The sequence below is a fragment of the Blastomonas aquatica genome, assembly GCF_014639875.1.
GTDB lineage: Bacteria > Pseudomonadota > Alphaproteobacteria > Sphingomonadales > Sphingomonadaceae > Blastomonas > Blastomonas aquatica.
This window is the reverse complement of the sequence record NZ_BMGD01000002.1, coordinates 364,161-385,042: the sequence shown is the minus strand read 5'-3', so window position 1 is coordinate 385,042 and position 20,882 is coordinate 364,161. Positions and strand designations below refer to the sequence as shown.

The window sequence follows — 20,882 nt, the reverse complement described above, 5'->3', positions numbered from 1 at the left end:
CTACTGTACCATCCAGTATCCGCACCAGAATTTAACATCGCAGCCAATTGTCCAAGTGAGATCGATTGAGAGGCTATCATGAAAGAACAATCCGCACGTAAGGATGATGATGTCATTCTTCTATGCGCAGAGTGTTTTCAAGACCGTGGACTTCGGCTTCTCGCGAAGTCAGTCAATGTTAACGAATCGATGTGCCCAAATTGTGGGGCAGTATCAACAAATGCCTTAACTCGAGATCAACTGCTCCGGTTGTCAGATTTGTTTTTCGTAAAAGGAAGCACCGTCCCCACACGGTACGGCGGAGCACCTGCGATCCAATTTAACGATGCTCAACCGGGCTCACTTTCTACGAATTGGCGGTTATCAGCAGACGTTGAATTGATTCAGCGCACCCTTGGAATTGGATTTTTTCATTACGGACCAAGGCTGTGGATGATTGGATACATCACCCCACTTGAGGACCTCCAGGACGAAGCCTCCCGACCAAACGTGATAGCAAAAATTGTAGCGGCTTACCCTAGTGTCATATTAACCGATGAAGAATTTTATCGCGTCCGCAAAGCTCCAAAATCCCCAACCGATCCAGGCGAATACGATGCGCCTCCTGAGGGCTGTTACGGCGATGGCCGTTTAGACGCGCCAGGCTTTCCAGTCCTGTACGGATCGCAAGATGCCGAAATTTGTGTGCATGAGGCGCGATTTATTGCAGGAGATGAACTATATATCGCCACCCTGCGACCCGCTCGTCCTCTCAAGTTGATTGACCTCTCAGCAATACTGCAGGAAGATTGCACCGAATTTGAAAGCCTAGACCTAGCGGTCCTAATGCTATTTCTCGCGAAATCGCATGCGTATCCAATTTTACGAGAGATTGCGGCAGTTGTCAGGGAACACGGCTTCGACGGAATTATCTATCCATCGTTTTTCAGTACGCTTCGAACCGGAGGCAACCCTTTTGAGACAGTCTATGGTCTATCTACCCGACGTTATGGCCAAGCAAATGCGTACGAGCAATCTAAGGTTATCGGTAATCTGGCACTATTTGGACGACCGATCGATCGCGGGGACGTTGCCGTCATTAGCATTAATCGCCTGACAATTGGACAAGTGAATTACCAAATGATATTTGGACCCAGTTCGTTCTAAAATCGCTTCAATTTAATTCTGAAAAATTAGACAACAATTCCTTTAAAAAATTTATCCTGTACTGAAGCATCATTTCCACAAGTGGGGTTCGAGCATCATGATATCTCCAATGAAGGATGGCTCCGATACTTATGAAATTCTCCTCTGCATCTGCATAGGTAGCAAAACACCCTTGCGCCTGGATCCATGCTTCGAGCGTTGATGTGTCTTTGGGAGAAAGTTTCTGCATTTCATTTGTAACTATACGATCAAGTCTTACAAACTCTGCCCGAAGTCTATCCAGCTTGTTTATAGGAGTTCGATTTTCATCGAGTAAATTTGGAAACGTCTCTGGTGCAAATTGAGTAAAGGCCGCTTCAATGCCAGTTATTAGCGAAGCAACAAGGCGGCCCTGGCGTCGAGCCTCTCCGGGTGACCAGCTATCCCGAACATTAGGGTGCCCGGTAATTCGAACTCCGAGCTCATGCACCAAGGCGTGGCGAAACTCGAAAACACGAGACAATTCTGCGAAGTCATCTGATTTCAACCAACAGGCTGCGGACGCCTCGGCGACCCCGGTCAGCCAGTCAGTCAGGCAACATGGAAAATCGAGTTCATCGAATGCTCTCGAGACAACAGAGAGATAGGCCTCTAGGCTGCTGACCTTAACCGCTGCGCCAACGAGTTGCGAGACTGACGCACGCTCAGAAACCATTTGCACAATCAACTTGTCCGAGACCGTTTTCTGCACGTCGGAGATGCGTATGGCTTCAGGTTTGAAATTCAGCAGATCGACAAGTCGAGATTTTGCGTGCCATTCGAGACAGGTCACATAGCCTACCGAGTAATACGAAATTGCCTCAGCCCCGAACCAGGGTGCCCAGCGCTGTTCTTCTGGGCAGGCCGCCTCAAGCGTTCCAGCAACATTTTCGAAATCATCTAACAGCACCTCCACCCGCCGAAGAGCAACCAATGCGTTGAGATAATCCATTGAAGGATTGCTATATGTCTTTGCAAATACAATTAGAGGATGACTCAAATTACAATTCCCAGCAATTCTACTGTTCAATTTTACAACATTAATCTCCGAAAAATTCCTTTGCAATGCCATCAAGCCCATTTGCATTGATTTGAATAGAAGAATGAAAATCATTCATAAACTTAAAGTCATTTTCTAAGCTCGATACTGAGAACGAGGCGCTCTTTTTTCCGTTTATTGAAAAGTTATAATACGTCACTCCTTCCTCTGGGTCGAAATATAAGCTTATGTGAAGATTAAAAGATTTCCGCGAGCAAATGAACGAGTCTTGTGATGCGCCTTCAGACCACGATACATTTCCGGCATCGGTTGCTTCATGCAGTTCACGCATAAACTCCCTAAGAGGCTTTGGTATCATCAAACCTTCTCCGAAGATAGATTTCTACTAATATGAGCGGCAAGATGCCCGTTCATTGCAACGAGTGTAGTTTTTATTTTAGTAGAGTTAGTTCGAGCCTTCGGGGGCATGGCACCGTATGACTCGATTAAAAGGATTCTTTGGCGCACGTCCGATGCATGAATTTCGTACTGATCTGCGAACTCACCGGCATATATCTTCGATATTCTAGATAATACTGATAGTGGAACTACTCCACCTTCGTCCACAATTCGAAGAGCGGATTCGATACACGCTTGGCACTCAGCGGCGTCACGGCTGGCATACATTGCTCGAACTCGTGAGGTTGCATCTTTTGCAGCAGCGGCTGCTAAATCAGCAGCAGCCTTCGTTCTCAATACTTCAATAATAGTGAACAAAACGCCATAAAGCGTAGCAACGCCAGTCAATGTCGCGAATACAGCAGCGTAATCTTTAGACAAATCCGGTATAAATATTAAAAGTGCAATTGCAGCTATAAGTGCAATTAAGCCAACAACAACGTGAATATTTCTATCGGCTTTCAAAGCTTGCCTCATGCCTTACACAATTTACTGAATAGCAACATTTGCCCGATTGATCAATTGAATCATACAGGTGTCACGGTGCTTCGTGCCAGCACGCATAGCCTGAGGCGGAGGCTCTAAATGGCAAAAATTGCAGCTTATACGACTAGCTCGCTCGGTTTGGATACAGCGCGAGCTGGGGCTCGCTGGTCAATATCACAGCCAGCCCACCAGCTTGAGCCTTGTAGCAGCTCACCGTTAAAGCCGCGGATGATGCGTAGGCCCCAAGATATAATTTGAGCAAGTAGAAGCGGGGTTGCCAAGATCGCCCAAGGCAACGCCTTCCGGCTCTGCGGCCCCTCATTCTCCATTTCCGTTTTTGGAATACCAAAGCAACACTTCATACCAACCGTGGCGCGCTCGATAGGCAACATTCGATGACAGCTATCAGCCCCATGCTCGGCTGCCTGCCGCCGCCTGGAGCCTCGCCGGAGCCTGACACGCGGCTTGAGCTTTGACGCAAAGACTAGGAATTCTGCGGCAACCAAAGTCGACTGTGCGGACAGATGCCCCATCCAACATGCAACGGCTTGGTGATCAAACCCAACGCATCACATGAAATTCCGGAAGTCGTAGACATTGTCGACTATGCTAGGGTTCTGCTGGAGGATCGATGCGAATTTGCTGGAATAGACCAGCGATACTGGAAGCTTTTTATACAGCGTATTGTTGTTCCAATCCATCTTGGTAAGCCCAAGAACTCCGGCACAGGTGTCGTGCCATCCCCCGCTTCCCGAAAAGCGCCGGATGAGTATCGGTGAGGGTACCGGCTTTAGCGAACCTTCCTTGTAGACGTCGCCATCAGCCTTTTTCAGGTGCACGCCCTTGACGTTGCCCTGCGTCCACAACAGCGCCTCATCCCTCGCGATAGGAATGTATGTGCCCCGCTCCACGGGATATCCGTGGGCGGACGGTCGCTGCTGGTTATTGTACCAGATGCCTTTCCACTCGATGTCCTTGACGATCTGGACGAGCTCGACCTCGGTGCCGTCGCGGAAGCTATCGAGCGCGCCCAGTATCTCTTCTTCGCGAAAGGGCGTGTTCTTGTGGATGGTGACCTTGCGCGGCAGTCGGCCCGTATGGCCGCTCTGGTAGATATTCAGGCTGCGTGAGAGGACCGACTGCATCTCGAAGTAGGAGAGATAGGGATTGTTACGGGCATCCTGCTCAAAGCCATTTGCATCGACGTCGTAGGCAACGAAGTTGAAGCCCGTGCCGTCTGGATCGAAGATCTGGCTGCAACAGGTGGTGAAGCTTGTTCCATCGGTGGTTGTCTTCATGGCGTAGCTGATGCCGATAAATGCCTCATCGGGAGTAAGCCCGGTCAATTTCCACGGCGCACCGCCCGCCTTTGCGAACAGGGCGACGCTCAGGCCCCACATTACATTTGCACGGCAAGTGCGCTGGAAGCTCGACTGGCGCAGAATCTGGATCGGTATGTTCGACGGTGCGCAGAAAGCTTTTAGATAATCGTGGAAGTTGAAATTCTCGCCCTCGAAGCACTCCGCCCAATTCGGAGGAAGGTAGAGCAGTACGACGTCGAATTCCGTCCTTAGTCCCCGCAGCAGCGCAAGCGACTGAAACAGCTCGCGCGCAAGCTCGACCTTTGCGCCAACGCTCGCGTACGCGTCGAGCGAATCCGGAAGCGCGATTGTCGTGCGGTCGGTGGGCCTGACGAGTGGGGTGCGAAACACCTGCTGGAAGCCGGGATAGTCGGGATAATAGTTGGTCGCCTGACGAGCCCTTGCGGTGTTGCCAAGTTCGGAGATCACGCGGCCGACCTGCGCCATATCGCGCTGCCGGGCGACGACGGCTAATCTGACTCGACTGGGAATGTTCAGCTTGAGGCTGAAAGGGCCATGCGCGATGAGCCCAGCCAGAGGATGCCTGTGCGTTCGGCCGCCAGCGAAGAGCAGATCAGGTTCCGGTAGCTGCGAATAGCCTGCCAGACGACTTGCGACTGCCGTCATCCCTCGAGGCCCATCGAGAATGCCGTCCGGCTACAGAAGGTGAAGCTAGGGTTAGCATCCGCCTCCTGAACCTGGAATGACGAGAGCTCGACGACCGCTCCTCGCTGCTCCGTTCCAGCGAGCACGCGAATCCATGCGGTCAAAATACCGTCGAACTTGGCATTCAGGCGATCCTTGCGGCGCTCGCCAAGAAACTCACGCGCCGCGTCCCTTGCGCGAGGCGGCCAAATCCATATGTCGGGATCGACCAGCAGCCAGGCGGCACCGTTCTTCTGGGTGATCGAAATGCGAACCGCCTCTGCCCAGAACACCTTCACCGGCGTGGGATGCTCGTCATCAACAGGCGCAAAGAGACCTGTGATTGGCCCGGTCAGCTTGCCGAGCGCAGATGACAGGGGCTGCAGCGGGCCCATATCCTGCGCATGCGCGTCGACGATCAGGATCGGTGAATTGCCGCGCCGGCGGATGAGCAATGGACGGTCTCGCGCGAGCGCGGTCGCGATCGCTTCCTCCACGAAACCCTTGAGAGCCAACGCATCGCCTGCGCTTAGGTCGGAAGGAACATCCACTCCTTCGATTTTCGCGGCATGTCCCTGGAACGCCTTTGCGATCGTGTCGGGGGCGCCCCAGCAGAGGATGTTCGGCGCCTTGGTGACAAGGATCCTACTTTCAGCTTCCGCCTGGATGGTACGCAAAGACGCCCAATCGATATCTTCGCGCGGCGTCACAATGAGCGCGCGACTCGGCAGCGTCGCGATCGGAAGTGCATTCAGACGGAGCAACGGTGAGGCAGTCCCATGACAGGGCAGAGGGATGCTGACGGCAGCCGGGAGTGACTTGCGAACCTTGGCATCGAGATCGGAAGGCCGCGAGGGCAGGTTTCGCCACATGCGCAGCATCAGCGCATCAAAGGTATCAATCTCGACATAAGCGGCGCGCGTGCCTGCGGAGACCGCCGCATCGATCAGTTTGCTGACGGCGGGCAGGACAGGCGCGCCACGCATCCCCGTCCAGAAGAGGCCGTGAGGGAAAGGGTTAGGCCGCAAAAGCGCCTGCCGAAACAGGTTCATCACGCTATCGTCCCTGCCGCTGTAACCGGCGACGATAAAGCCAAACCGACCCGCAGACGTCAGCATGCACTCGGCAAGCGCCGCATCCTGCTGCGCAAGATCGGCGGAAAGGTTCTTAACGCTGTCGAAGCGAAAGTCGCCATGAAGCTTGCAATAGATTGGCCATTCCTCATTGGCCAAGGCTTGGTTGGCCGCCGTTGTACCTTCGAGGTGGAAAGCGCTAATCGACCGGCCGCTTACCTCCGCAACGGCGCGTTCCACGACGCTGTCGAAGTTCGTCGTGAACATCATCCGCGTCAGCCCGCTCGCGAGTAGCGCACCCATGACGCGATTTCCGGCGGTAAGCATGACTTTGTCTTCTGCAAGGATACCGCGAAGATAGGCGCGCTGGCGCTCGCGATCGGTACCAAAGATCTTCTCGAAATATGTGGTATATTCATCGTCAGCCCACAGTGGCGGAAAGCCGCGTGAATTCATGAAGGCCTGGATCCGTGCTGCCACCGACGGGAGCTGCATGTCCTGGCGGCTCACATCCTGGTTTTCCTCGCGGCAGTAGTAGCGCCGTTTCATATCCCAGATTATATCGGTAGCGGTGGGTAGACCGGACATTCGCGACGCGCCGGCACCAAGGAACCAACAAAAAGCTTGTGGTCTCGCAACGAAATGATCTGTCAATTCCCCCTGATCCATATTACTCATATACAAAAGAGCGGAAAATAAATCCAGAGTTGGCTTGGACCCAATCAATAATTGAGACATGCCTGATCCACATTTGCCGCACTGGACGCTCTATCTAGTTCCCGCCCTCCGCTTCATCCCCATTCCACTTTCGCGGGTATGGCTGCCGAGCGCGAGTTGCAGCCCCTTCCGGGGGCGCTTCGCTATTAAGCGAGTTCGAAGCAAGGAACTACCGCGTAGAATATCCAGACTCGCCGCAAGGCGGCCTTGAACCTAAGGTAAGGCTTGCAGACCTAATTTGTCTCCCCCAACTTCCGCCGTGCTGGCAGATTCAGTTGGGCCAGAAGACGCAGCCCGATGAATGCTCTTGTCAGATCGCCGGGTAATGCCGCCAAAAGCAAGAGTCGCAATCCGGATTGGCGGCCGACCCTCGTTGCGAAACACCAAGTGAATTTTCCTTCCTTGGCGGTCCCCTTCGGGCCAGGCTCTAGGCGTGCGCCCGTAACCCGGTTGCACCGGTTTACGCCCATGCGGGTGACGATCCCTGACCGGTCCTGGGCAGGGCTGCTCCCTGCCCCATGATGATCGCCGGCAATGCCGGCGCAGCTTTTCCTCGATGGCAAGTGGGGAGGAAGGGGCTCTGCCTCTCCCTCCCCCGCAAGTCCTGCCTTGGGGCCGAGGCTCGCCTGCGGCTGCGCCCGCACCACCCCCGGCGGCAGAACTTGCCCCCCTCCCTCTCCGCCCCTCGCCGGGTCGGCAGGGGTCATGCGTGGCGCATGACCCGCTGCGCGGATCAGGAAGGAGACAGCATCATGACCAAGACCACCACCATCGACCCCCATAGCCGGATCACCGACCGCATTATCGCCGAACTGGAGCAGGGCATCCGACCGTGGACCAAGCCATGGAGCATGGACAAGCTCGCGGGGCGCGTGACCCGTCCCCTGCGGGCGACCGGCGAGCCCTATCGCGGCATCAACGTCCTGTTGCTGTGGCTGGAGGCCATCGCCTCGGGCTATGCCAGCCCTACGTGGATGACCTACCGGCAGGCGCAGACCCTTGGCGCACAAGTGCGCAAGGGCGAGAAAGGCGCGCCGATCGTCTATTACGGCAGCAGCAGCAAAATCCGCACCGACGAGCAGAACGGCGAAGAGCGCGAGGCAGGTTTCCGCTTCCTGAAATCCTACACCGTGTTCAACGCGGAGCAGATCGAGGGCCTGCCCGAGCGCTTTGCTGCCATCGAGGCACCAGCCCCTGTCCTTCCCGGCTTCGAGCGCGATGCACGCGCCGAGGCATTCTTTGCCGGTATCCCGGCAGATGTGCGCCATGGCGGCGATCGTGCATATTACATGATCGGCGAGGATCGCATCCAGCTTCCACCGTTCGAAGCATTCGAGGACAGCCACGGTTACTACACCACGCGCGGCCATGAGACTGTCCACTGGACAAGCCACGCGACCCGCCTTGATCGTTCCTTTGGTCGCAAGTCATGGGGCGACGAAGGTTATGCCCGCGAGGAGCTGGTCGCAGAGATCGGAGCAGCATTCCTTGCCGCCGACCTTGGGCTGGCACTGGAGCCGCGCGCCGATCACGCAAGCTACATCGCCAGCTGGCTGCAGGTACTCAGGAACTACAAACGCGCCATCGTGCAGGCCGCAGCCCATGCCGAGCGAGCCGTGGCCTATCTTCATCAGCTGGCCACCCCTGCCAACATGCAGGAGGCCGCGTAATGGACAGCCTAGCAACGCAGATCGTGGAGCGCGGCCTTGCCGCCTCCACCTTCCTTCTGGACATCAACCGCAGCCTCGCTGTGCCGCATGACTTCCCACTTTCCTATCCTTGGAACCTGCCCTCCCGGCTGTATCAGTTCCCGGTCGAGGTCAGTGCCGCCGAGGGCGACGGCACGCGCCGCATCGGCCTGATACATCCGCTGCTGGCCGCGCATCCCTTTGTGCAGCATGTCGAAGTCGCCTTAGGCCTCACGCTGGACGCTGACGGCGCACCCAATGCCTGTGGCGTCAGCGAAGCCCGCACCGGCCAATGGTGGCATGCCGTGGATCTTGTCAGTGCCGGGCAGTGGCGTGCCTTGCTCGACACTCGGGAGTACACCACAGCAGAAGACATTGCCCGCGCCGTGGCTTACGGTCTCACCTATTCCCGCCATGACGGAAAACCCATCGGCTACCTCACCTCGCTGGAGGCCCGCGCCCTCATGGCCGCGATCAACGCTCCCGAGCCTGCCAGCCGATGCGGCATGCTGGCATTCAACATCCCGTCCGCCTGCAAGCCCGACACAGGCGCGGTCCATTGGCCAATCAACCACCCCGCCCTGCCCGCCAACGATGTCGCATGGGCATTGATACATGGCATCGAAGACGGATGGTTCGCCAATGATCGTTCCGGCTTCCTGCACTGGACCGAGCAGGGCCGCGATCGTTACGCCGCCGGGGAGGCTGACATATTCACCACCGCCACCGGTCAGGGCGCATTCGCGTTCTGACCGGGCACAGCCCCGATAAATGGAGGCCGCTCCCTCCAGGAGCGACCAGCGTCATTGCCCGCCCTCAGCCGCCCTTGGGCGGGGCTGCACGATGCGGTCGATGCATGACAGGAATTAGCGGCGGAAGGATAAAATCCACCTTCCGGCTTGCGCCCCCTTTTAAGACATTTCCAATCGGGTAAACGCTATTGGCGCGTCGATTTCGGCGACGAGCAAATCATACTCGACTTGGGCCAGTCGCTCTGCGCTAGCCTGGTTACGAGCCAGCTTTTCGGATCATCGGCCATCCAAGCTGGCTCGCTTTTAACGCGGCGCGCTTGAAAGGCGATCGCCGCACGCAGGAGCCAGTCGCGCTCGTCTCCGGACAGGTTGGATGCACCGGCCATTTTTTCCAACAAGCTCTCGTAGAGTTCGTCACCTTCTTGCCCGAGCGCCAGAATGGCCAGTTTCCGGCGCTCGCCACCATCACAAAAGGCGCGGCGAAGGGCCGAGATGCTTTCGTCGCTCCAGGCGCTTGCAAGTACTCGAAGCGGCAGCATGTCGTGGTGCTTCTGTGGTTCGAGCGCGGACTGGTCCAGGCTTCGCGCGCTTTGAGGGCGCGACAGCTCTTGGTTCGCCCAACGCATTACCCCGTCATCGAAAGCGCCAGCAAGAGCGACAGTCAACTCGGGCCGCGCGCGATAATCTGAGACTGAAATGTCCGAAAGCGCGTCCGTGAGCCAGCCGCCGACTCTATCCTTGCCGACCGTCGCGGTGACATAGCGGTATAGTGCGAAGGCCAGTTCGGGCCACGTCACTTTCGCGTGAGGATCTTGCCGCCAGCGCTCCCTGCCATCTCCGTAGTGGTCACCCATCTGAACATCGCCGACATGTGCCAGCAAGCGTCCCGCATCTTGGGACGACATGCGGCCTAGTTCGGGCAACAACCGTTCTTCGATCCATTTGTAGGCGCGAGGATATTGTCCGTTGCGAGCAAAATACCGGAGCGTAAGGCCGCGTTGATCGACGTCCAAATCCGTGCGCGCCGATAGAGACTCAAACAGTGGCAACGCGTCGGGATGGTCGCCTTCGGCGAGAGCGGCCAGAATGAGTCTCCTAGCCTCTTGTGGGCCTTGCGGCGAGACAGTTCCGGTTTCGCCCATCAATTGACGGGCCACTTCATCAAGATTCCCGGACTCGCCGTTGGCCTCGGCCGGGCGCGGCGTCATGGTTTCGCCCCGCTCGACCCTTGCATGTAAATCCAGTAGGTGAGCGGTCGGCTTCCATGGCGAGATTGAGCGTAGGTGATCTGCAATGTCCGCACGTTCGGCATCAGCCAACGAGCGGCCCTCATCATCGAGTCTCGTCTCGGCCATCCGTGTTAGCGCCCCGATTTGCTCCATCGGCTGCCTGCTTCTCTGGAGACGCAAATAGAGGCGAACGGTGCGCATCCATGCATTGTCCTCGCCGAAGTAATCTTCGTTGATCCTCGAAAATGGGAAGTCAAGCTGTCGCCATCCCCCATCTGCGCTGCGCTCCAGAAACATCAGATAGCGTGAGGCTTGGGCAAAGGTCGTGCGGTTGCAGGGACCCATATGACCTTCCGGGTTGGACCCCGACAGGTCAGACAGGTCGCTCGCAATGGGTTTGCCGATTGACGCAAAGGGGAGGACGACTCTGTCCGGTGCGTCGCCTTTTAGGATCGCTTCAATGCGAAATGCGACCGATCGATCTACCGAGCCGTTCTGAATCTCATTCTCGGCTCGCGCGACCACGATGGCGTCCGCAATTTGCACAAGCTCGAAATTGGACGGCCGGATGTAGGTTTCTGCCACAGAGCAGGCGGCAGCGGGCGTAACGGCGATCAACGCCACAAATCCCGAGATGATTGCCTTTGTCAGACTCATGGTTTCTGTGTCCTATGGATCCAGTTCTTTCATGGTAATGCCACAGGTGCCCCGCGGCCGCATAGGCGGTAACGGAGTCACAGTTGTGCGAGGCGATCAATGTTAGCTTGCCACCCACGAGCGGCCATGAGGATGGCTGATGTGCGATCCCGAAAGCGACATGGCGGCTTTGCCTCGCTTCTCGAAAACTCCTGCCGTCCAGCAAGCGACCCCATTTCAGACGCGGGTATTGCGGGCCCACCCATATCGGATATGAAGCGTGACGGAGGTTTACATGCGAGTGATTGTGTTGAGCGTATTACTGGCAGGATGCACCACCCCAGACGCCTACCCTTCTCGGGAAGCGGTTTATTGGGATAACCCTACCACCGGTCGATATTGGGTTGCCAGTGACACAGAACCCGCAGCCATCTCAAAAGTCGCCACGAGTTGCGGCGCAAAAGTAGACGGCAGCGTTGCCAACCATGGTGTGGTTCCGCCTGGCTTCTCTGTCCATACCTTTCACTTCGTTGGTGAGAATAGTGCGACCGCTCGGAATTGTATGATTGACCGCTTACGCGCTGTTCCGCAGTTGACAACCTATCTACGATGACGGGGACGGTGGTGATCTCTGGCATCACACACCGACGGCAATTACCCACCCACAACCGGTCGTTCACGCCGGAACGGCGCGGGGCCAAAACCTGTCAAGCAGCTATCGCCACGATTCCGCGAGAACCGGAAATTCTTTTCCAGACCCCTTCGCGGTCAATGCTTGCCGGTTTAATTTAACCCGTATGGCAGTGAAGCAATCCTATCGAAACTGGTGGCGGCCGCTTCCCGCGTGGGTAAAGGCAGCAACCACGCTGGTCGCTTTTCCTGCTTGGCTTTTCATTGTTTACTGCATTGTAACAGGGAATTTGAAGAGCCTGGAGGCCTTATCCGCATTCGGTGTTTTTGCAGTTGTTGTGGTGCTGCATATCGTTTTTGACAGACGGACACGACGGGGCGCTCCAGAGCGTCATGGTGGGGCGGATTTGATCGACGGAGAGTGACCGCTTCCACCCATAAACGGCCATCGGCAGCCGGTGGGTGCGCACCCAAGACCGGTCAGGTAACTATCGCAGCGATTGCGCCAAACCCGAAATTCTTTTTCCGACCCCTTGCGGACATTGATCAAGTTTCGTCGCCATGGCATCATCGCAGCATGCAGAACACGCTCGATCTCGACCCGGAGTGGGGAGCAATCGATCTCATCGAAGAGGTCGAGAAGGTATTCGAGTTCACCGTCTCGAAGGATGAAGCCGAACGCTGCGCTACTGTCGGCGATCTATATTCGGTTATTTGTGCCCATGCCCCCGATTGGGATGCACAAAGCGGAAAATGCGCTTCATCTATGACTTTCTACCGTTTCAGGCGGTCGCTCGATGCTGACAGACAGCGGTCCATCACTCCCCGCACATCGTTAGAATGTAGCGACAACCCTCATCAGCTATTTAAAAGGCTAAGCCGGGAAACTGATCTTCGCCTTCCATCCACCAGAATGACTCCTATCGGTATGGTTGGCGGCTTCATTTTTAGCGGTGGTCTGATTGCTGCGGTTGTGCTGCTGCTTATCGGGCGCTGGGAAGTCGCTTTTCTTGCGTTTGTGATAAGCCTTATCGGCCTGCTTCCAGTTTATGCTGATCGCGGCGAATTGCCGAGTGGCATCGTAACTGTGGGCGATCTTGTTCGACGAACCGCTCCCCTAAATGCTCGCAAGCTTCAAGCTTATGGCGGACGCCCGTCAGATCGCTGGTCCATTCTTGCCTCGCTAGCAGCAGAGCACGGAGAGCTTGAAGCTGAACAGATCGGTCCCGCAACATTTTTGCACCGCAAGAGCATGGAGCAGGCGGCAGCAGCCTAGAACGGCAGCAATCCACCCCATAAACGGCCATCGGCAGCTGCTGGGTGCGCACCCAAGATCGGTCAGGCAGCTATCGCAGCGGCTTTTCCAAAACCGGAAATTCTTTTGCCGACCCCTGTGTGGACGGCTCTCCGTTGGCAAGGGGTATTCTGCACTGCGCTGGCTGGTCGAGGCGCCCATGTGTCCGGCCTATCTGCGCGGCTTTGTGTGGCCGCTGGCCCTGATGCCATTCGCGCGGTTCAGGTCCCTCCCAATTGCACGCACTCGAAGTGCTGGGGTCGGACGGGTTTTCCTGCTCCGGCGGTTTCAACCGGCTTTTTGCGTCAGTTCAGTCTGCCCTCTCCAACTTGATTAGCGCCTTGGGGCGCGATCTCTTAGGCTGCCGCCAACTCCGGTTCGCGGTAAGGCTCGCCTGTCGCCATCATCGCCCAGATGATCCGAGCATTCTTGTTTGCCAGCGCGACAGCGGCGACTTTGGGCTTCTTGCGCTCGAGCAGCTGCGCCACCCATGGCCACTTCGCGCTGCCCTGCTTGGCGCGCCGGACCACCGCCATAGCGCCGACCACGAGCAGCTCGCGCAGATAGGTGTTGCCCGCCTTGGTGATACTGCCAAGCCGCTCCTTGCCGCCGCTCGAGTTCTGGCGCGGTGTGAGGCCGATCCATGCCGACAGGCTTCGCCCGCCGCCGAAGGTGGAAGGGTCGGGGACGCATGCCACGATCGCACTGGCCAGCAACGGGCCGATGCCTGGTATCTTCATGAGCCTCCGGCCTGCCTCGGTCCTGCGGGCATCGGCCAGGATACGCCGGTCATTGTCGAGGATCTGGTTCTTGACCATCTCGAGCTGCGTGCTCAGCACAAAAAGGCAGGCTCGTGCCTCGTCAGGCAACCGCGCATCATGCTGACCGGCGATGACTGCGATCAGCCGATCCAGTCCCCCACGCCCGATTGCTGCGGTGACGCCGAACTCGGCCATGTGGGCGCGCAGGGCATTGCTGAGCTGGGTGCGCTGGCGGGTCAGGATCTTGCGCACCCGGTGCAGCATTATGGTCGCCTGCTGGTCCGGCGACTTCACGCCGACGAACCGCATCGTCGGCCGCGTCACCGCCTCGCAGATCGCCTCGGCATCGGCAGCATCGTTCTTGCCGCGCTTCACATAGGGCTTCACGTATTGCGGCGGCATCAGCTTCACCTGATGCCCCAGTGCAGCCAGCTCCCGCGCCCAATGATGCGCCGAGGCGCACGCCTCCATACCGACAAGGCAGGGCGGCAGCTTCTCGAACAGCTTCAGTAGCTGACCGCGGGAAAGCTTGCGCCGCAGGACAGCCTCGCCCTGCGCATTGACACCGTGAACCTGGAAAACAGACTTTGCCAGATCCAGCCCAACAACTGATACTTGCTCCATCGTCACTCTCCTCTCCGACTGATCCGCAGAAATTATCCCGCGGGGTGGAGAGCCGTCCACGATATCAATTGCGGCCATTTGCAGCGGAGTTATGCTCGATACCATGCAGCGCATCCTGATATGGGCAGAGGCGGACCTCAGCGGCCTTGCCGACGTGTGGGGCCTGTCCCGCATTCTTACCGAGGTTGATGAGCATGGTGCCGTCACACGCGAACTCGGCTTCGATTTGAACGGGAGTATTGTTCACCGGCATCCCGGCCAGCCAACAAAGTTCGGCCGGGGCGTCTTCGACCTCGCAAACATCGCGCAATCCGAAAATCCTGAAATGGAACTGGCGGACTTCGACCGACTGTGGTCGGCCTAGGTTCGCTATCCCAGCCACAAACGGTTGTGCCCGACGTATCGGTCCGCTCCCGGGATCGATGCGGCAGCTATCGCTTGAGCGCGGCCAGAACCCGAAATTCTTGAAACGACCCCGTAGCCGACCGACAGATCAGCGGTTAATCTCGAGTGATGGTTGAAGAACTTCCACTGCATGATGCCACCTTCGACGGCCTTGTGATGCAAGGGAAAAACTGCCGAATGTTCTTTAGCAGGTCGGACGGCAGTGGCTGCGAAGTGCTCTTAAACGGTGTCGATGCGCTGCAAATGGATGACTTCCGTGAAGGCAACATCGTCGTCTATTTCGGCACCACTACGCGGCAGCATCCCGGGAGACTGAATGACCTAGCCAGGCTGTATACACCCCCACACCCGAGCGCCGCGGCAGAGTATCATGAGGCACATGCAGGCCTGCTCGACCGGAAGGTCGACGCCGTTATCTCGGGCGAATTGGTCTTCGTAGAGATGAGCCCTGCCATCGGAGCGGACTTGGTCGCGACTTGCGCGCAGGTATCTTGCAGGGTTCACGGGGTCGGCAGCTAACCACCCATCTCCGGTCATCTGCTGCCGCTTGGAGCCCTCTCGAAACCTGACATGCGGCTTCAGCAACCTGGCCACCAAGACGAGAAATTTTGTTGTCGGCCCCATCGCGGCCAAGAGCTACGCATTTGCGCATCGTTGAAAATCGGTTCCTCGCCAATCGCAGTTGTTTCCGCAACAGTTGAGACTGTTCGCGAAATGCTCGAAAGCATTAGACAACGATATCGTAATTTGGCATAGTCCCGGTACGGTTTTAATGGCGTATAAGGCATCCAGGGTACGCTATGTGGGACCGATTTCTGTGGCTCTATAATTAAAAAATGATATCATATACATACACTTAACTTGAGAAAACCACCCGCTCCGCCAGTCACCCTGCCGCAACGGCACTCTCCCTCGCAAAAGCATCCGAGAATTGACGCTCTGGCCCGCCGGTCGCAGGGCTGGCGAGTGACCCGTCAGTTGCCGGTATACGTCTCTTCCATCGCCAGCGAGGCCCTGCCGCGCGGCCAGACCGGCGGATGCATCATCGCGATTGCCCCTGACGGTCGGCACAGGCATGATGCCGGGATCGCAATCGCCCGGGTCGACCGTGCCAGCTTCAGGAGAGGTTGCAGTTGCCCGAACCCGTGCCGTCCGCAATGCCGCGCCTTGCCCGCACCTCTGTGCTTGCAATCAGCTTTGCCGCGATGGTGCTGCTCGCCGGGCTGCTGCGGCAGACCGGGGAGGCGATCGGCGGGTTGCTCGACCTGACGATGACCGATGCGTCGGCGCGCGCATTGCTAGCGCAATATTCGCCCTGGCAGCGCGATGTGCATGCGCATGCCACGCTGATCTATGACGGGCTTTACCCGCTGGCTTATGGTGCGTTCTTTGCCGGGCTGGCGATCCGGCTGGGGGGAGGTTCTGCACGGTGGGTTGCGTTTGTCATGCTGGCGGGAATGCTCACGGATTACGCCGAGAACATCGTTCAGCTGCTGGCCCTGAGTGGTCGGGGTGATCTGCTCGGCACCAAGACGGTGCTGACCCCGCTCAAGTTCGCGCTGACCGGGGCCGCGATCCTTTCGACACTGATGATCGCCGCGCGTGCAGGGCTGCGGGCTTTGCGGCTATAAACAGCTGGCTATTGGCTATGCTCGCTGGTGGCTATGCTCGCTGGCGACCCCGGAACCGCCATTCGCCGATCGGCTCCCACGGCCCGCCCATGTACCGGTGCAATGCCAGCCCGGTGATCACCAATGGCCGCGGGGCGAACTCGGCGGTTAACTGCTGCAGCAACGCTTTTGCCGCTGCCGGTTCTGCCTTGTTCTGCACGGTGATGTGGAGCTTGGGCTGGCCCTGATCCTGCGCGGTGAGCAGGCCGTGCATGCCATTGGCCATCGCGTCGCGAATCGCCAGAAGAGCGGGTGAATGGATGCGATAGGCTACCCCGCGCCCCAGATTCATCAGCTCGGACAACGTCGCATCGGGCGCCGCGAATTCTGCCACCAGTGCCTTGGTGCGAGTGACGGCCTCGGCCTCATAGGCTCCGGGCAGATGGTGAAACAAAGTGATGTGAGCGTCGAGGACGTTGCGCTCTGGCGGAAAATGCGCGCGGCGCAGCGCGTTGGCCCAGGCCCGATCGGCCGCACCCATACTCGCGGTCATGATGATCGGCTCGCGTCGCATCAACACGCCTTAGCCCGGCAGCCCGAACACACAAAGGGGGCGCGGAACATAAATGCTCCGCGCCCCCGCTTGCGACCCGTTAGGGATAGTGTGGTGCAGCCGCCTTATGCGGGCTCGTGCTGCTTTGCCTTGATCTTGGCGAGCACGTTTTCAGGTGCGGTTTCGCCATAAGGATCGCTGTCGAGGCCCTGATCGTTGATTCCCGGCTCTTCGAACCAATCGGTCACAACGCCGTTTTCAACGACCATCGCATAACGCCAGCTGCGTTCGCCAAAGCCGACATGGTCCTTGCGGATCAGCATGCCCATGCGACGGGTAAAGTCTGCCGAACCATCGGGAAGCAGCTTGACCTTCTGCACGCCAAGCGACTTGCCCCACTGGTACATCACGAACGCGTCATTGACCGACACGCAATAGATCTCGTCGATGCCTTCAGCGAGGAAATCATCGTACAAGGCCTCAAAACCGGGGACCTGCGACGTCGAGCAGGTCGGCGTAAACGCGCCAGGGAGCGAGAAAATGATCACGCGCTTGCCATCCAGCAGATCGCCGGTCAACTGGTCCTGCCAGCGGAACGGGTTGGGACCTTCGATGCTGTCGTCGCGCACGCGCGTTTTCAGGCATACATTGGGAACGTGACGTCCGATCATAATGGAAATTCCTTTGAACGATGGAAAATTGTTTTGCGGTGCAGCATATAGCTAGCACACCGCGCTGTGTGAAATGAATTGATTGGGCTGACCTGATCGCTTTTTTCGATGAATTGAACGTATATGCGAAGACAGTCCGGTTGGACCGCGGGCATGGTTACGTGACATGGTTGCCGAAAGAGGCGCAAAGCCTCGTTTTTGAATGGTTCTGGAGATACTCGAATGCTGATGTCGCGCCCGCTAGGCTGGTTCTGGTTGCTGGCGATTGCCCTGCTCGCGTGGAATATCATCGGCTTGGTCGCATTGTTGTTCGATCCGGTGATCGGTCTGGGTGATGTCAGCAAACTGGCACCCGAGCAGCAGGGGGTTTACGCATCCCGGCCGGCGATTGCATTTTATGGTTTCGTGTTGGCGACATTTGCCGGAACCGCAGGCGTCATCGCGCTGCTGATGCGCCGCCATTTTGCGCTATGGCTGTTCATGGCATCGGCGGCGGGATTGGTTATGCAAAACGCATGGCTGTTTCGTGACCCGTCGAACCTGACCACCGAAGTGTTGGGCTACCAGGCGCTGGTCGCAGGATCGATCGCGCTGGCCATCTGGCTGGCGCTGACAGCAAAAAAGCGCCGCTGGAGCCGCTGACGCTCGCAGAGCCGGGCTTACAGCGCGGTTTGATCATCCGCTGAAGGGGCTTACATTTCTCCGCGCGCGCGGCGCAGCGCAAACCACTTTTCGACATTTCGGTTGTGATCGGCCAGCGTGTTGGCGAACACATGGCCGCCGGTGCCATCGGCGACGAAATACAGCGCCTCGGTACGTGCAGGGTTGAGCACCGCCTCGATCGAAGCGCGCCCCGGGTTGGTGATCGGGCCCTTGGGCAGCCCGGTCATCGCATAGGTGTTGTAGTCATTGACGTCAGCGATCTCGGACTGGCGGATGCGCCGACCCAGCGGCTTGCCGCGGGTGATCGGATAGATGATCGTCGGGTCCGCCTGCAGCATCATGCCCTTGCGAATGCGGTTGGAATAGACGCCTGCGATCATCCGCCTTTCGGATGCCTTGCCGGTTTCCTTCTCGACGATCGCCGCCAGCGTGATCGCCTCTTGGGGCGTATTGACCACGGTATCGGGCGAGCGCTGGGGCCACAATTCGGCGATCGTGTCCTGCATCGCCTTCTGCATCCGCAGCATCACCGCGATCCGCTTTTCACCGCGCTCGAAGCTGTAGCTTTCGGGCAGCAGCGAGCCTTCTTCGGGCACCGGAACCTCGCCGGTCAGCAAAGGCTCGCGCATCAGCTTTTCCTGCACCAGGATGCTGGGCATGCCCTCGGGCACCGTGACCATGCGCAGCACGACATCGCTGCCCTGCAGGATGCTCAGGATCTGAGCATTGCTGGCGCCTGCGGGAATGATGAACTCGCCTGCCTTGATCGGATCATCGCTGCCAAACACCCTGGCGCGGTTGAGGAACGACCCTGCCGAGCTGATCGCGCCTTCATCTTCGAGCACCTGCGCTGCCCGGGCGAGCGAGCTGCCGCCGGGGATGACGATTGACAGTTCCTGTTGTGCCGGGCCGTTGCTGGTCCAGCCCCAATAGAAATTGCCGCCGATCAGCAGCACCAGGGCCGCTGCCCCGGCCAGAACGATGCATCCCAGACGGCGCAGCATGATCGCCTCAGACCGCCTTCATGATCAGGCTGGCATTGGTGCCGCCAAAGCCGAAGCTGTTATTGAGCACCGCCTTGACCTCACGCTTTCTGGCGGTGTGGGGAACGAGGTCGACACCCTCGCATCCCTCGCTCGGATTATCGAGGTTGAGCGTTGGCGGCACGATCTGGTCGCGGATCGCCAGAATGCAGAAGATCGCCTCGACCGCGCCCGCGCCGCCGAGCAGATGGCCGATCGCCGATTTGGTCGAGCTCATCGAAACGCCCGAAATGGCATCGCCGAACAACCGCTTGACTGCGGCCAACTCGATGGTGTCGGCCATCGTCGAGGTGCCGTGCGCGTTGATGTAATCGATATCGGCCGGGGTCATGTTCGCACGCTTCAGCGCCATTTCCATCGCGCGATAGGCGCCATCGCCATCGGGGTGCGGCGCGGTCACATGATACGCGTCGCCCGACAGGCCATAACCGACGACCTCGGCATAGATCTTGGCGCCGCGCGCCTTGGCATGTTCGTATTCCTCAAGCACCACGACGCCTGCGCCTTCGCCCATGACAAAGCCATCGCGATCCCGGTCATAGGGGCGGCTGGCCTGTTCGGGGCGGTCGTTATAGCTCATGTTGAGCGCGCGGGCCTGTGCGAAACCGGCGATCCCGATCGGGCAGATCGTCGCTTCGGCGCCGCCTGCGAGCATGATGTCGGCATCATCGAGCGCGATCATCCGCGCCGCATCGCCAATCGAGTGCGCGCCGGTCGAGCACGCGGTCACGACGGCATGGTTGGGGCCCTTCAGCCCGTATTTAATCGAGACCTGGCCCGAGATCAGATTGATCAGGCGTCCGTGAACAAAGTGCGGCGAGACGCGGCCGGGGCCTTTTTCGGCGAGCAGCAACGATTCACTCTCGATACCCGGCAGGCCGCCGATGCCAGACCCGATCGAACAACCTGCGCGATACTGCTGCTGCTCGGTCATCTCGGTGAGACCGGCATCTTCCAGAGCCTGGCCGGCGGCATCGATACCATAAATGATGAACGGATCGACCTGGCGCTGGACCTTGTGGTCGACACGCAGATTGGGATCGAACCCATAAGGATGGTCGGTGGGCTTGACCTCGCAGGCGATGCGGCATTTGTAATCGGTCGCGTCGAAACGGGTGATCGGCCCGGCACCGGACTTTGCCGCAATGAGGTTGGCCCATGCCGTCCCGACATCCGCCCCCAGCGGCGTGACCAGTCCCAAACCCGTTATGACTACGCGGCGCATACGCCTTCACTCCTGCATTTCTTCTGTGCGGTCAGCCGGCCCGGGTTGCCAGGGGCCAGTGACCGGAACGAAAATGGCTTCCCCGGTCGCGGTGCGACAGTCAGGGAAGCCATCCTATTTCACGTGGTCGTCAACTGCACCGTGACGACGCTGCCCGTCTGCTGCCGCGCATGCGGCTTGTGCAGGCACAACGGGCCAAGCTCCTGCGTCAGCT

20 protein-coding genes are annotated in these 20,882 nt (G+C 58.2%); 9 read left to right on the top strand and 11 right to left on the bottom strand.

The window, feature by feature from the left end:
* Window positions 1–78: 78 nt before the first annotated feature.
* A complete protein-coding gene (locus IEW00_RS05855) occupies window positions 79–1,146 on the top strand; it encodes an RES family NAD+ phosphorylase (protein ID WP_229736839.1) in 1,068 nt (355 codons plus the stop codon).
* Between the two features lie 7 nt (window positions 1,147–1,153).
* On the opposite strand, the gene IEW00_RS05850 is transcribed toward IEW00_RS05855, so the two are convergent.
* From IEW00_RS05850 to IEW00_RS05830, 5 genes are all read right to left on the bottom strand, one after another.
* Window positions 1,154–2,116 carry a hypothetical protein gene (locus tag IEW00_RS05850; RefSeq protein WP_188513446.1) on the bottom strand — a complete coding sequence of 321 codons (963 nt, stop codon included), beginning with the start codon at window positions 2,114–2,116 and terminating at the stop codon, window positions 1,154–1,156.
* 88 nt (window positions 2,117–2,204) lie between these two features.
* Complete coding sequence (locus tag IEW00_RS05845; protein ID WP_188513445.1) at window positions 2,205–2,495, bottom strand: hypothetical protein; 291 nt, start codon at window positions 2,493–2,495, stop codon at window positions 2,205–2,207.
* Window positions 2,496–2,521: 26 nt separating this feature from the next.
* Window positions 2,522–3,079, bottom strand: coding sequence for a hypothetical protein (locus IEW00_RS05840; protein ID WP_188513444.1), 558 nt, complete (start codon window positions 3,077–3,079; stop codon window positions 2,522–2,524).
* A gap of 578 nt (window positions 3,080–3,657) precedes the next feature.
* Window positions 3,658–5,076, bottom strand: coding sequence for an argonaute/piwi family protein (locus IEW00_RS05835; protein WP_188513443.1), 1,419 nt, complete (start codon window positions 5,074–5,076; stop codon window positions 3,658–3,660).
* Entirely contained in the window at window positions 5,073–6,905 is a 1,833-nt protein-coding gene (locus IEW00_RS05830; protein ID WP_229736838.1) for an SIR2 family protein, read from the bottom strand. Before IEW00_RS05830 ends, IEW00_RS05835 begins: the two co-directional genes overlap by 4 nt.
* 731 nt (window positions 6,906–7,636) lie before the next feature.
* On the opposite strand from IEW00_RS05830, the gene IEW00_RS05825 reads away from it, so the two are divergent.
* Window positions 7,637–8,554 carry an ArdC family protein gene (locus IEW00_RS05825; protein ID WP_188513442.1) on the top strand — a complete coding sequence of 306 codons (918 nt, stop codon included), beginning with the start codon at window positions 7,637–7,639 and terminating at the stop codon, window positions 8,552–8,554.
* Window positions 8,554–9,324: a hypothetical protein gene (locus tag IEW00_RS05820; RefSeq protein ID WP_188513441.1), complete on the top strand. Its 771-nt coding sequence runs from the start codon at window positions 8,554–8,556 to the stop codon at window positions 9,322–9,324. The genes IEW00_RS05825 and IEW00_RS05820 overlap by 1 nt, the downstream gene beginning before the upstream one ends.
* 185 nt (window positions 9,325–9,509) lie before the next feature.
* Here IEW00_RS05820 and IEW00_RS05815 read toward each other — a convergent pair whose 3' ends face one another.
* Window positions 9,510–11,210, bottom strand: a complete 1,701-nt coding sequence (locus IEW00_RS05815; RefSeq protein ID WP_188513440.1) for a hypothetical protein — start codon at window positions 11,208–11,210, stop codon at window positions 9,510–9,512.
* A 776-nt stretch (window positions 11,211–11,986) separates the two neighbouring features.
* Here IEW00_RS05815 and IEW00_RS05810 point away from each other — a divergent pair.
* Together IEW00_RS05810 and IEW00_RS05805 are read left to right on the top strand one after the other, a co-directional pair.
* Window positions 11,987–12,244: a hypothetical protein gene (locus IEW00_RS05810; RefSeq protein WP_188513439.1), complete on the top strand. Its 258-nt coding sequence runs from the start codon at window positions 11,987–11,989 to the stop codon at window positions 12,242–12,244.
* Between the two features lie 152 nt (window positions 12,245–12,396).
* Window positions 12,397–13,095, top strand: a complete 699-nt coding sequence (locus IEW00_RS05805) for a DUF3817 domain-containing protein (protein WP_188513438.1) — start codon at window positions 12,397–12,399, stop codon at window positions 13,093–13,095.
* Window positions 13,096–13,469: 374 nt separating this feature from the next.
* Here the strand turns inward: IEW00_RS05805 and IEW00_RS05800 are convergent, their stop codons facing one another.
* Window positions 13,470–14,498 (bottom strand): IS110 family RNA-guided transposase, encoded by a 1,029-nt coding sequence (locus IEW00_RS05800; RefSeq protein ID WP_188513437.1) that lies wholly within the window; start codon window positions 14,496–14,498, stop codon window positions 13,470–13,472.
* A 91-nt stretch (window positions 14,499–14,589) separates the two neighbouring features.
* Here IEW00_RS05800 and IEW00_RS05795 point away from each other — a divergent pair, with 91 nt between their 5' ends.
* The 3 genes from IEW00_RS05795 (at window position 14,590) to IEW00_RS05785 (ending at window position 16,534) form a co-directional block, all read left to right on the top strand.
* Window positions 14,590–14,862 (top strand): hypothetical protein, encoded by a 273-nt coding sequence (locus IEW00_RS05795; protein WP_229736837.1) that lies wholly within the window; start codon window positions 14,590–14,592, stop codon window positions 14,860–14,862.
* Between the two features lie 149 nt (window positions 14,863–15,011).
* Window positions 15,012–15,422: a hypothetical protein gene (locus IEW00_RS05790; protein ID WP_188513435.1), complete on the top strand. Its 411-nt coding sequence runs from the start codon at window positions 15,012–15,014 to the stop codon at window positions 15,420–15,422.
* A 614-nt stretch (window positions 15,423–16,036) separates the two neighbouring features.
* Entirely contained in the window at window positions 16,037–16,534 is a 498-nt protein-coding gene (locus IEW00_RS05785) for a hypothetical protein (RefSeq protein ID WP_229736836.1), read from the top strand.
* A 31-nt stretch (window positions 16,535–16,565) separates the two neighbouring features.
* On the opposite strand, the gene IEW00_RS05780 is transcribed toward IEW00_RS05785, so the two are convergent.
* A complete protein-coding gene (locus IEW00_RS05780; RefSeq protein ID WP_188513433.1) occupies window positions 16,566–17,087 on the bottom strand; it encodes a 2'-5' RNA ligase family protein in 522 nt (173 codons plus the stop codon).
* Window positions 17,088–17,191: 104 nt separating this feature from the next.
* Window positions 17,192–17,737 (bottom strand): peroxiredoxin, encoded by a 546-nt coding sequence (locus IEW00_RS05775; RefSeq protein ID WP_188513432.1) that lies wholly within the window; start codon window positions 17,735–17,737, stop codon window positions 17,192–17,194.
* Between the two features lie 222 nt (window positions 17,738–17,959).
* On the opposite strand from IEW00_RS05775, the gene IEW00_RS05770 reads away from it, so the two are divergent.
* Window positions 17,960–18,379, top strand: a complete 420-nt coding sequence (locus IEW00_RS05770) for a hypothetical protein (protein WP_188513431.1) — start codon at window positions 17,960–17,962, stop codon at window positions 18,377–18,379.
* A gap of 50 nt (window positions 18,380–18,429) precedes the next feature.
* Here IEW00_RS05770 and mltG read toward each other — a convergent pair whose 3' ends face one another.
* Together mltG and fabF are read right to left on the bottom strand one after the other, a co-directional pair.
* On the bottom strand, window positions 18,430–19,404 hold the full coding sequence (gene mltG, locus IEW00_RS05765) for an endolytic transglycosylase MltG (RefSeq protein WP_188513430.1): 975 nt from the start codon (window positions 19,402–19,404) through the stop codon (window positions 18,430–18,432).
* 7 nt (window positions 19,405–19,411) lie between these two features.
* Window positions 19,412–20,668: a beta-ketoacyl-ACP synthase II gene (gene fabF / locus IEW00_RS05760; protein ID WP_188513429.1), complete on the bottom strand. Its 1,257-nt coding sequence runs from the start codon at window positions 20,666–20,668 to the stop codon at window positions 19,412–19,414.
* Window positions 20,669–20,882: the final 214 nt, after the last annotated feature.